Annotated in this window: 13 protein-coding genes; 4 read left to right on the top strand and 9 right to left on the bottom strand. The window is 28.4% G+C overall.

What is annotated here, in order from left to right; genetic code table 11:
• Positions 1–2: 2 nt before the first annotated feature.
• Positions 3–413, bottom strand: a complete 411-nt coding sequence (locus ABXT55_RS07575; RefSeq protein WP_415284698.1) for a Fur family transcriptional regulator — start codon at positions 411–413, stop codon at positions 3–5.
• An 8-nt stretch (positions 414–421) separates the two neighbouring features.
• Positions 422–808, bottom strand: a complete 387-nt coding sequence (locus ABXT55_RS07570; protein ID WP_415284697.1) for a peptidase M22 — start codon at positions 806–808, stop codon at positions 422–424.
• On the opposite strand from ABXT55_RS07570, the gene ABXT55_RS07565 reads away from it, so the two are divergent.
• Positions 756–1814 (top strand): polysaccharide deacetylase family protein, encoded by a 1059-nt coding sequence (locus tag ABXT55_RS07565; protein ID WP_415284696.1) that lies wholly within the window; start codon positions 756–758, stop codon positions 1812–1814. The two genes, ABXT55_RS07570 and ABXT55_RS07565, sit on opposite strands and share 53 nt — an antisense overlap.
• Here ABXT55_RS07565 and ABXT55_RS07560 read toward each other — a convergent pair.
• The 4 genes from ABXT55_RS07560 to murJ are packed head-to-tail and all read right to left on the bottom strand — an operon-like array spanning position 1811 to position 6032.
• Positions 1811–2950: a glucosaminidase domain-containing protein gene (locus ABXT55_RS07560; RefSeq protein WP_415284695.1), complete on the bottom strand. Its 1140-nt coding sequence runs from the start codon at positions 2948–2950 to the stop codon at positions 1811–1813. The two genes, ABXT55_RS07565 and ABXT55_RS07560, sit on opposite strands and share 4 nt — an antisense overlap.
• Complete coding sequence (locus ABXT55_RS07555; protein WP_415284694.1) at positions 2908–3450, bottom strand: NifU family protein; 543 nt, start codon at positions 3448–3450, stop codon at positions 2908–2910. The genes ABXT55_RS07560 and ABXT55_RS07555 overlap by 43 nt, the downstream gene beginning before the upstream one ends.
• Positions 3451–3502: 52 nt before the next feature.
• On the bottom strand, positions 3503–4504 hold the full coding sequence (trpS, locus tag ABXT55_RS07550; protein ID WP_415284693.1) for a tryptophan--tRNA ligase: 1002 nt from the start codon (positions 4502–4504) through the stop codon (positions 3503–3505).
• 1 nt (position 4505) lies between these two features.
• On the bottom strand, positions 4506–6032 hold the full coding sequence (gene murJ, locus ABXT55_RS07545) for a murein biosynthesis integral membrane protein MurJ (RefSeq protein WP_415284692.1): 1527 nt from the start codon (positions 6030–6032) through the stop codon (positions 4506–4508).
• Positions 6033–6082: 50 nt separating this feature from the next.
• Here murJ and ABXT55_RS07540 point away from each other — a divergent pair, with 50 nt between their 5' ends.
• A complete protein-coding gene (locus ABXT55_RS07540; RefSeq protein ID WP_415284691.1) occupies positions 6083–8371 on the top strand; it encodes an NADP-dependent malic enzyme in 2289 nt (762 codons plus the stop codon).
• Here the strand turns inward: ABXT55_RS07540 and ABXT55_RS07535 are convergent.
• Positions 8368–8961 (bottom strand): BON domain-containing protein, encoded by a 594-nt coding sequence (locus tag ABXT55_RS07535; RefSeq protein ID WP_415284690.1) that lies wholly within the window; start codon positions 8959–8961, stop codon positions 8368–8370. The two genes, ABXT55_RS07540 and ABXT55_RS07535, sit on opposite strands and share 4 nt — an antisense overlap.
• Positions 8951–9814: a 16S rRNA (cytidine(1402)-2'-O)-methyltransferase gene (rsmI, locus tag ABXT55_RS07530; RefSeq protein ID WP_415284689.1), complete on the bottom strand. Its 864-nt coding sequence runs from the start codon at positions 9812–9814 to the stop codon at positions 8951–8953. The genes ABXT55_RS07535 and rsmI overlap by 11 nt, the downstream gene beginning before the upstream one ends.
• 32 nt (positions 9815–9846) lie before the next feature.
• Here rsmI and ABXT55_RS07525 point away from each other — a divergent pair, with 32 nt between their 5' ends.
• Positions 9847–10998, top strand: coding sequence for an ABC transporter substrate-binding protein (locus ABXT55_RS07525; protein WP_415284687.1), 1152 nt, complete (start codon positions 9847–9849; stop codon positions 10996–10998).
• Here ABXT55_RS07525 and rdgB read toward each other — a convergent pair.
• Positions 10982–11584: an RdgB/HAM1 family non-canonical purine NTP pyrophosphatase gene (gene rdgB / locus ABXT55_RS07520; protein ID WP_415284686.1), complete on the bottom strand. Its 603-nt coding sequence runs from the start codon at positions 11582–11584 to the stop codon at positions 10982–10984. The two genes, ABXT55_RS07525 and rdgB, sit on opposite strands and share 17 nt — an antisense overlap.
• 36 nt (positions 11585–11620) lie before the next feature.
• Here rdgB and ABXT55_RS07515 point away from each other — a divergent pair, with 36 nt between their 5' ends.
• Positions 11621–12265, top strand: coding sequence for a nucleotide exchange factor GrpE (locus ABXT55_RS07515; protein WP_415284685.1), 645 nt, complete (start codon positions 11621–11623; stop codon positions 12263–12265).
• Positions 12266–12312 lie beyond the last annotated feature (47 nt).

Below are 12312 nucleotides of genomic sequence, written 5' to 3'. Positions count from 1 at the left end.
AGTTAAGACTTTTTTTTTACACCATATAATTCTAGTTTATGGTCAACAAGTTTATAACCATATTTAGCTGCAATTTTTTCTTGAAGCTTTTCAATCTCTTCATCAACAAACTCTATAATTTCACCAGACTTAACATCTATTAAATGATCGTGGTGCCCTTCGTTTAATTCTTCATATCTTGCTTTTCCTCCTTTAAATTCATGCTTGGCTAATATTCCAGATTCTTCAAAAAGTTTGACTGTTCTATAGACTGTCGCGATACTAATTTTTGAGTCAATTATTGAAACTCTATTATAAAGCTCATCCACGTTTGGATGATCATTAGACTCAGACATTACTTTGGCAATAATTTTTCTTTGATCAGTTAGCTTTACTCCTTTAGCTAAACATTTTTGTTCAATATTTTTTGACATTTTGAATTTTAACTTAGATAAATAGGATTAATCAAATTCTTTTTAATTTTAAATTGTTCACATAAATTTGGGACATCTTTATATTTAATTTCATCAAAACCTTTAAAATCCTGAAAACTAAAGCAATAATAATCAATTTTTTTGGTTAAAAATAAAGCCTTTATAATGGCTAGCGAGTTTCTAATGCCCGCAAAACTACCTGGACCTCTGTTAACATAAATTCTACCTACATTATTAAGAGTACATTTGTTGTTGTTTAAAAATCTATTAATTAAAATCATTAATTTTTCAAAATTAATTTTACTATTTTCATGACTACAAGTATAAATATTTTTATCTATAATGAGTGTTAAAAAAATTTTATTTCTAGCTGCATCTACAATTAAATTATTCATTATAATAACGTTATTTGCTTTTAATTGTAAAGCAGAAGATAATAATATCAAATATTATTCTGAAGATATGGGCATACTTTCACTTATGTACCACCGTTTTGATGAAAATAAATACCCCTCAACCAACATTCAAATAGATGTATTCAAAGAACATATCAAAATAATTAAAGATTCTAACTATGAGTTTTATGATCCGCGACATTTAGAAAACAATTTTTCTACAAATAAAAAAAAGAAAAAAATTCTCATCACTATTGATGATGCGTTTACATCATTTTATGAGGTTGCTTGGCCTTATTTAAAAAGAGAAAAAATACCATTTATATTATTTGTTTCCACTGAAATTATCGGCCAAAATGGATATATGACCTGGGCACAAATAAAAGAAATTGAACAAGAATCTTTTACATATATTGGTAATCATTCTCATTCTCACGATTATTTAGTAGATTTAAATTATAAAGATTTTGTAAATGATATTAACACCTCATCTGCTTCTTTTTATAAACAATTGGGCTACAACCCTATTTTTTTTTCTTATCCTTTTGGTGAATACAGTTCCAAAATAAAAAAACATATCTCTAAAAATTTTAAATATGCTTTTGGGCAACACTCTGGTGTAATTGATATTAATAAAGATCCTTTCGAGCTACCAAGGTTTCCAATTAATGAAAAATATGGAGATTTAGATAGATTCAAATTTTTAATTAATCTTTACCCACTACAATATAAAAATTTATATCCTGTAGAAAAATATATAATAAATAATAATCCTCCGAAATTTTCTGTAGAGTTCTTTGATGAACAAAAGAATATAAATAATATTAATTGTTTTTCTGATGAAGGTAACAAATGGAAAAAATCTAATATTAGTTTTAATAAAAACACACTTAATCTAAATTTCAGAGAAAAATTTAATTTCAGAAGAGGAAGGGTTAATTGCTCCCTCAATGATAATGGGAAATGGAGATGGTTTGGCGTTCAGTTTTCAGTAAACCAAAATTAAATTAAACTCTTAAGCTCGATACTTGAAGGTAGTAATTTTGCATCATCAAAATCTTCTAAATTATTTTGTCTAATAATTTGTTTTAATATTTTGACATATTCTTTTCCTGTTTCTGCGTAGCTATCAAGATGTTCTGTAAGTGCCGTGCTGTCCAGTTTTTCTCCATTATCTCTCATTTCAGCTCTGGCACTCCTAAAATCTCTATAAGAAGAGTGAGTGTTTAAATTTCTTTGATATGCTTTAACCGAAGCTTGTAGGACATTAAACTTCATGATTTTGTGTGTGGTATCTTTATCTGCATTAGCAGGCTTAATTCCTTCACCTGACCAAGTCCACTGGCCAAATAATGCATTGCCTTCTTGCGCAAATCTCGATGTTCCCCAACCTGTTTCTTTCGCCGCTTGAGCAATTATCATAGAGGTTGGTATTTCATCCATTCTAACTTTTAAAGTGGGTAAATCTTTACTTATAACTCCATATTGCTTGAATTTTGAGTTTAACCAATTCTGTTCTGTCGTAGAATTTTTATTTTTGTTTAGGATGGTAAAAAGTTTTTTTCTATCTAACTTAATATTATTGTTTTCAGCTATTACTAATGGTAAAATAATCTGAATAAATAAATCTTTTCTCTTTTTAACATTTTCTATTTTTGTCATTTCTGCTGGCAATAATGTTAAAGAAATTGGTTTAACTAACTTATTTTTTCTCACATCATCTAAACTATAATTTGTTGATTTAAATAATTCTTCAATTGTAGATGCACTAAGCCTAACACTGTCTTTTGGTTGTTCATCAAATGATAGAATATCTTCAAATAAAAACTTAGTTTCTAAATCATTGTCTAATAATTTTTTTAAATTGTTTTTTGAAGTATTTTCATAATCTTTAGAAAGGTCCATTTTTTCTTTTGAAAGATTAATAGTTAATGGAGTAACAAAAAAAATGGATATTATGATTAGGCTAGATAAAAATGTTTTTGGTAAACTCTCAAGTTTAATAGTGTTTTGTGTTTTTTTTTTTTTACTTATTGTAAACCCTCTTATTTTTAAATACCTTTGTATATCTGGGATAGAAAATGTCTTCTTGGTCATAACTATACTGCAACCACCTCTTTTACCTCTGGCAAGTAATGACATAAAAGATTTTGCACACCTTGCTTAAGTGTCATCGTTGAACTTGGGCATCCAGAACAGCTTCCTTGTAATTCTACTTTGACAATTCCATCTTTGAACTCTTTAAATTTGATATCACCACCATCTTTAGCAACTGCTGGTCTAATTTTTTTCTCTAAAATACTTATAATTTTTTTTTCAATTTCACTGTGTTCTTCTTTCTCTTCTGAAAATAATCTGTTCTCAATTACAAATTCTTTTCCAGTAGAATAAAAATCATTAATTAATGAAATAGCTATGTGTTTAATATCTTCCCAATTTGTTTCTTCTTTTTTATTAATTGATAAAAAGTCAGCACCTAAAAATATTCCAGTCACACCATTAACTGATAAAAGATTTCTTACTAGTTCATTATCAATTTCTTCTTTTTTTGTAACCTCAAAAGACCCATTGTTAGACACTCCTTTCCCAGGCAAAAACTTTAATGAGTTTGGGTTCGGTGTTACTTCGGTTTGAATGAACATTACGCTATATATAGTGATAATTATTAAAATTTAAACCAATTAATTTATTTAGTTAAAAACCAACCAATTCTTTAATTTTTTTAATTTTTTTTGAAGCAATTATGCTCGCTTTATTAGAGCCTTCTAATAAAATTTTGTCTAAATATTTTTCATCATTTAATAATTTCTTTATTTCTTCTGAAATTGGTTCAATTTTTTCAATTAAAATTTCTGATAGTTTATCTTTGAATTCTGCAAAATTTTTTCCGCTAAATTCACTTATTGATTTCTCTAAATCTTGATTTTTTAAACTTGAATAAATTCCTAATAAATTTTCTGCTTCAGGTCTTTCGATTAGATCTTTCGTTTCTTTTGGTAATTGCAATGGGTCTGTTTTTGCTTTTTTAATTTTATTTATTATTTCATCCTTACTGTCTGTAAGATTAATTCTACTTAGATCGGAAGGGTCTGATTTGCTCATTTTCTTTATTCCATCTTTCAAGCTCATTATTCTAGAAAATTCTTTTTGTATTAATGGTTCTGGTGATTTTAAAAAGTCAGGGGCATTAAAATCATTATTAAATTTTTGAGCTATGTCTCTACATAATTCTAAGTGTTGTTTTTGGTCATCACCAACTGGCACATGACTTGCGTCGTAAAGCAGAATGTCTGCAGCCATCAAAACAGGATATGAATAAAGGCCTATGCTTACTTTTTCCTTATTTTTTCCCGCCTTCTCTTTAAATTGCGTCATTCTATTAAGCCAGCCAATTCTTGATACACAGCTTAAAATCCAAGCTGCTTCTGAGTGAGCTGGAACCATTGATTGGTTAAAGATTATACTGTTAATTGGGTCTATTCCACTTGCAATAAATGTAGCTGCCGTTTCTCTTATGTTTTTTTTTAATTCTTTAGGGTCTTGCTTAACTGTAATTGCATGAAGATCCACAACACAAAATATACATTGATTTTCTTTTTCGTTTTGAAGGTCTACAAAGTTTTTAATCGCTCCGAGATAGTTCCCTAAATGAAGATTACCTGTTGGCTGAACACCTGAAAAAATTTTTTTACCCATATTAATAGTTTAGATTAATATCACTTTTTTTAAAAGCTTTGATTAAAATCGCAACTAAAAGATAGAACATCAATCCTATTGCAACTATGCTAATTAAATAAATTGCTTTCAAGTTTTCTAAATAACCTAACTTATCGTTAAAAAAATAAATCAAAAAATTAAAGAAAATCCCCATTAAAATAGTGGCAACTAAAATTTTAATAAATCTATCGATAAAAGTTAAATTAAAATTAAATAAATTTTCTTTTTTCAAAAAAATAAATAAAAAAATTGCGTTAAACCAGGATGATATTGTAGTAGCTACTGGAATAATTATAAAACCTACTTCTTTAAAAAAAATAATACTAATCAATATATTTAATAAGACTGAAATTAGAGAAATATAAAAAGGTAATTTTGTATTATCCCTTGAGAAAAAAAAAGTAGAAAAAACTTTTATTAAAGCGAATGCTGGTAAACCAATTGCAAAATAAAATAATGCTTTTGCGGAATTCTTAACACTTAACTCATCAAAAGAACCATAGCCAAATAATGATGATATAATTTCTTCCGATCCAATCAATAGCGCCATTGCAGCAGGAATACTCAAAAACAAACTTAATTCCAAAGCTTTGTTCTGGATTAAATTGATTTTTTCTTTGTTTTTTTTTTGAACATACTTAGACAGTTGAGGCAAGATAACAGTACCAATTGCAATTCCAGCGATGGCAAGATTTATTTGATAAACTCTATCCGCATAGTAAAGATAAGAAACCGCACTAGTTTGAAATGATGCAATAATAGTTCCAACTAAAATATTTATTTGGGTAACACCTGATGAAAAAATACTTGGTAATAGTTTTTTAAAGAAAGTTTTAACTTTACTGTCAATTCTAATATGAAAGTTAACACTGGGTGAAAAATATTTTTTTACATAAAAATATAAAAAAACTAACTGTAATATACCTGACAAAGTTACAGCGTATGATAAATAATATACCAACTTATCATTTAGTATTTTTCCAAATAATAAAACAGTAATTAAAAGTATATTTAAAATAATAGGGGCCGCAGATGCAATGGCAAATTTATTGTTTGAGTTTAAAATGGCAGAGAAAAAAGATGCCAAACTAATAAATATAAGAAAAGGAAATGTAATACGTGTTAGCATTACCGCTAGTTCCATTTTTTGATAGTCGCCCTCAAAGCCAGGCGCTATTAAGAAAACAAATAATGGCATAAAAATTTCAATAATAAGTACTAAAAAAAACAATCCTAAGATTAGTAAATTAAAAATGCTGTTTGCAAAATATTGTGATTTTTTTTTATTATCTAATAATGATGAATAGCTTGGTACAAATGCTGCATTAAAAGTTCCCTCTGAAAATAACCTTCTAAAAGTGTTTGGAATTCTGAAGGCAACAAAGAATGCATCAGCTAAAAACCCTGTTCCAAGAAAGATCGCAATTAAAATATCCCTTATATAACCTAGTAGTCTGCTAATTATTGTAAAAAAGCTAAATGTGCCTGTTGACTTGAGAAGATTCATAAATCATATTAGTCTTAAATTTGCTCCATTTGTATCTCTAATTAACATAAATGAAAAAAACTAAAATAGATCATTACACAGATAAAGAGGCATTGGAATTCCATAGCTTAAATAAGCCTGGAAAAATTGAGATCAATTCTTCAAAACCAATGACTACGAAGCGAGATCTTGCTTTGGCTTATTCACCAGGAGTTGCCGTGCCTGTACAAGTAATTGCTGATAATCCAGAGACAGCTTATGACTACACCTCAAAAGGAAACTTGGTTGCGGTAATCAGCAATGGTTCTGCTATTTTGGGAATGGGTAACTTAGGAGCATTAGCATCTAAGCCCGTGATGGAAGGTAAAGCAGTTTTATTTAAAAGATTTGCTGACATAGATTCAATAGATTTAGAAATTGATAGCCAAGATTCCAAAGAAATCATAAATAGTATTAAAAATTTTGCATGTAGTTTTGGTGGAATTAATTTAGAGGATATAGCGTCTCCTGATTGTTTCATTATTGAAGAAAAGCTAAAAGAAATTTTGGACATTCCTGTTTTTCATGATGACCAACATGGGACAGCCATAATAACCACGGCCGCACTAATCAATGCTTTGGATATAAGCGGCAAATCAATAAAAGATATTAAAGTTGTTGTTAATGGAGCTGGCGCTTCTGCAATTGCTTGTACAAATTTATTTAAGAATAGTGGTGTGCCTAATGAAAATGTGACGATGCTAGATCGTAAAGGCGTTATCTACAGAGGTAGAACGGAAGGTATGGATCAATGGAAATCAGCCCACGCAATTGAAACTAAAAATAGAACATTAGAAGATGCCATTAATGGAGCAGATGTTTTTCTAGGATTGTCGGCTAAAGGTGCTTTAAAAAAGGAGTTAGTAAAGACAATGGCAAAGAACCCAATTATTTTTGCTTGTGCTAACCCTGATCCAGAAATAACTCCTGAAGAAATTATGGAAGTTAGAAATGACGCTATTATTGCAACCGGAAGATCTGATTATCCTAACCAAGTAAATAATTTAATTGGTTTCCCTTACATTTTCAGGGGAGCTTTAGATGTCAGAGCTACAACTATTAATGAAGAAATGAAGGTTGCAGCAGCCAATGCAATTGCAGAATTAGCCCGAGAAGATGTGCCAGATGAAGTAGCTGCAGCCATGGGAGGGGATCGTCCTAAATATGGGAAAGACTATATAATTCCATCTACTTTTGATCCAAGATTAATTAGTGTCATTCCTGTGGCTGTTGCAAAAGCTGCTATGGATAGTGGTGTTGCAAAAAAACCAATAAAAGATTTTGAAGTTTATAAAGATCAACTTAAACAAAGACTTGATCCCTCTGTATCTATTATGCAAGGTATTAATTCTCATATTAAAAAAAATCAAAAAAAAATTGTTTTTGCAGATGGTGAAGATGAAAATACTCTTAAAGCGGCAATTGCATTTAAAAATTCTAAATTAGGAACTCCAATTCTGGTGGGGAAAAAAGAGAAGATAAAAGAAAGAATAAAAGAAATTGGTTATAAGGAAAATTTTGATATTGAAATAATAAATTCGGAAGATAATGAAAAAAGAAAGAAATATGTAAATTTTTTATTTGAAAAGCTACAAAGAGAAAAAGGTTTTTTAGAAAGAGACTGCGATAGACTAGTTAGAAACGATAGGGTTGTTTGGGCATCATGCATGGTGGCTTGTGGAGATGCAGATGGTGCTGTTACTGGAAATACTAGAAGATTTGGTGCCTCTTTTGATAAAGTTACACAAGTAATAGATTCTAGACCTGGTGAAATTATGTTTGGGCTAAATATGGTTGTCGCAAAAGGAAAAACTATTTTTGTTGGTGACACTAGTGTCAATGAATATCCAAGCTCAGAAGAGCTAGCTGAAATTGCTATATCTACCGCAAGGGTAGTAAAACTTTTTGGCTTTGTTCCAAAAGTAGCTTTTGTTTCTCATTCAACTTTTGGTCAGCCACTTACAAGTAGAACTAAACACATAAAAAAAGCTGTTGAAATTTTAAAAAGTAAAAATGTTGATTTTGAATTTGATGGAGATATGCAGCCTGATGTTGCTTTAAACTCAGAGTATAAAGAACTGTATCCTTTTTCAAATATTGTTGGAAACGCAAATATTTTAGTAATGCCAGGCCAACACAGTGCAGCTATTTCTTATAAAATGATGAAAAGCTTGGGTGATACAAAAGTAATAGGGCCTCTATTAATTGGCTTAGGACAACCGATTGAAATAGCTCCTTTAAGATCATCTACACCAGAGATTATAAATTTGGCTTCTATTGCCGCCTACTCTGCTGATATAATTAATTATAAAAAAAATTAATTTTTTTGAATTCTTAAATCTTCAACTAAAACAATACTTGCTATAACATCTGCAACATCAAGTACCTCTTTAGCTTCATTTATTACTTCTTGTCTCTCATCTTGAGTTAGAGAAATTCCATAAATAAATATTTTTTTCTTATATGTGTCTATTTGATAATTCGTTGATTTAATTTTTTTATTAAAGATCATAGCCGACCGCAATTGAGAGGTTATTAATAAATCTTTTGCTGATTGTTTAAAATTAAAATTCTCTTTTATCTTAATATCGTTTCTAACTGATCTAGCTCCCTTTGTTTCCCAGGCCAATTTAGTGATTTGAAGCTTTTCTTCCGGGTCGTTAACTTTACCAGTTAAAAAGATTCTTCCATCTAAAACTTTTGTTTTTATAGAAACTAAATATATCTTATCTCTTAACACTAATCTTCCAGTTAAGTTTTTTTGCATAACTGAATCATCTATTTGTGTACCTAAAGATCTTGGATCTATCGCAATACTAACACCTGTTCCAAAAATGCCTGTTGAGCTTATCCCTACACAGCCCGTAAAAACTAAAAAGATTAAACTTATTAAAATAATTTTATTTTTCATTTTTTAATTTCAAACAATAATTATAAATTTCTTTTTTTGGCACATTAGAGTTTTGACTAATTAAATTTGTAATGTCTTTAATACTTAATTTTTTAATCATCTTTTTAATGTTCTTCTTATCAGATTCTTTTAAGATTATCGAAGAATTTTTTTCTTTTGCTTTTTCAGAAATCACGATTGTTAGTTCACCTTTGGGATCTAACTTAAAAGGTTCCAACTTATCAATATCTGTTCTGATAAACTCTTCATAAAATTTAGTCATCTCTCTACATATTAAAATTTTTCTATCACTGAAGTAGTGTTTTATATCTTTTACAGATCTATTAAATTTTCTTGGTGAAATAAAAAATACAATACAGCCGTCTACGTTTTTCAATTTTTCAAAATCTTCTTTTAATTTTTTATCTTTTTCAGGAAAAAAACCATAAAAGAAATATTTTTCATTAAAACCACTTATAGAAACGGCAGATGAAACTGCTGAGGCTCCTGGAATTGGAAAAATATCAATTTTATTAATCAAGCACTGATTAATTAATATTGCTCCAGGATCTGATACAGAGGGTGTTCCAGCATCAGAAATTAAAGAAACGATGCAGTCCGACTTTAAGATCTCAATAATTTTAGATAGGTTTTTTTTTTCGTTAAATTTGTGATTTGAGATAAGTTTAGATTTTATCTCATAACGATCTAAAAGGTTTTTTGAAGTTCTGGTATCTTCACAAAGTATATAATCTGATTTTTTTAATACCTCTAAGGCTCTTAAGGTAATGTCGCTTAAATTTCCAATTGGTGTAGAGACTATATAAAGGCCACTTTTAACTTTATTATTTATGTTGTCAGTGTGTAGAATCATTAAATTATAAACGTTATAATAATAACATTAAAATGAAAAAAATTATCAAAATTATATTACTTTTGACAATAGTTTTCTCTATCAATTTAGGAAATATTAAAGCTAATGAAAAAATCAGAATAGGCTTACTGGTACCGTTAACAGGTAAAAATTCTGAAATTGGACAATCTATAATTAAATCTGTAAGATTAGCCATTAACAAAATTGATAACCCATCAATTGAAATCTTTCCTAGGGATACAAAATCAAATCCTGAAATTACTTTAGAAGCTGCTAAAGAATTAGCAGACACGGGGGTAAAAATAATAATTGGCCCAGTGTTTAATGAAAGTTTAATTAATCTTAATGAACTAGATCAAATAATTTTTTTATCTCTAACAAATAAAAATGAGAATTTTTCAAAAAATATTATTAATGCTGGCATAAATGCAACTTCTCAATTAAATGCGATAAAAAAGTTTTTAAAATTAAACAAAATTAATAAAACTATTTTTTTAACTCCAGACGTAATTTTTAAAAATGAAATTGAAAAAGCAATATACGATTCAAGAATTAAGATATTAGAAAATTATGTTTATAGTACAGATCCGACTATACTCACCAAGCAAATCGAAAAAATAACACGTTATAAAATTAGAAAGCAAAATCTAGAAGATGAAATAGTAAGATTGGAAAAATCTGAACAAAGTAATAAAGAGCGCTTAATTAAAGAATTAAAAAAGAAGGATACCCTTGGTAATGTTGATTTTGATTCAGTAATAATTTCAGATTTTGATGAAAGTTTAAAAAGTGTAACAACTTCTCTATTATATACTGATGTATCTCCAAAAGATAAATATTTTATAACTCTTAATCAATGGTTTGATGAAACTCTTCTCAAGGAAACAAGCTCTCAACCTCTTTATTTTCCTTCTGTTAATAAAAATAATTATGATGAATTTTCATCTGAATACTATGAAAAATATAATCAATATCCAAACCAACTATCCTTTTTAAGTTATGATTTAGTTGGTCTTGTTTATTATTTAATACTTCAAAACGACTCTATTGTTGATGAAAATATGTTTTCCAAAAAAACTCTATTCAAAGGTAAAGTTGGAATTTTTGAAATTAAGAATAACAAAATAAACCATGTTTTGAATTTTTATAAAGTTGAGAATGAAGAGTTTAAAAAAGTTTTTTAATTATTTTAAAAGCTTTAAATCTATGATCTATTTTATATTTTTCAGATGACTTCATTTCACCAAAGGTAATTTTTTTTCCTTTGGGTATAAATATTGGGTCATAACCAAATCCATTTTTACCCTTCATAACAGGTGAGATAGAGCCTTCTATTTTACCAATTGAGCTTATTAATTTTTTATTTAAATCATGCACGGTTAACGCACAAACAAACCTTGCTGTAATTTTTTTTTTTTTCCAGTTTTTGTCTTTTTTATCTAATTCTTTAAAAACCCTATTCATCGCTTTATTAAAATCACCCTTTTTACCTCCCCATCTAGCAGAGTAAATTCCTGGATTTTTTTCTAAAATATCGACCTCTAGTCCAGAATCGTCCGACAAAGACAACATTTTAGATTTTTTTGAAAAATACCTTGCTTTAATCAAAGAATTTTCTTCAAATGTTCTGCCATCTTCTTTTGGACTTTTAATTTTAAAATTTTGGGGGGAATAAATTTTAAGATTATTGGGTAATAAATTCTTAATTTCCTTAAGTTTTCCCTTATTATTTGTACCAATTAGTAATTTTGTAATTTTTTTCTTTAGCATCTAGCAATTAATAAATTTCATACCATATATGTCTCTATGGATAAAGAGCAAAACACTAATTCAGAAAATGTAAATAAAGAAGCTGATGAATTAAAAGCAGAAGAGCTAAGTAAAGAAACTCAATCAGATACCTCTATCAATAAAGAAGAGGTAAAAGAAGAGATTAAAGAACTTACGCCTGAAGAAAAAATTAAAGAACTAGAAGACAAGGTTGCTAGAGCTTTTGCAGAAATGGAAAATCAAAGAAGAAGGTTTGAAAAAGAAAAAGATGATGCCTTTGATTATGGTGGTTTTTCTTTTGCTAAAGAAGCTCTAAATTTAATTGATAACCTAGAGAGATCAAAACAAGTTTTGGAAAGTGATGAGATATTAAAAGATACAGAGACTCTTAAAAAAACTTTAGAACATTTTGAAATTATAAATAAAGATATGGTTTCAATTTTTTCAAAAAATGGCATCACAGCTATAATCTCTATTGGGAAAAAATTAGATCCAAATCAACATCAGGCTATGATGGAAATTGATGATGATCAAAAAGAACCAGGAACAATTGTTAAAGAAATTCAAAAAGGATTTATGATGAAAGATAGACTTTTAAGACCAGCACTTGTTGCTGTTTCAAAAAAAACTAAAATAGATGAAGAAAAAAGCATGGAAAATAAAGAAAATTCAGGCAATTAATAATATTTGTCAGAACTTGTAGATTAAAAATTAACACTTATATGAAA

It is taken from the genome of Candidatus Pelagibacter sp. Uisw_130, assembly GCF_047722505.1.
Lineage (GTDB): Bacteria > Pseudomonadota > Alphaproteobacteria > Pelagibacterales > Pelagibacteraceae > Pelagibacter.
Note: the sequence above shows the minus strand (reverse complement) of the source record. Positions and strands in the feature narration are given on the sequence as shown.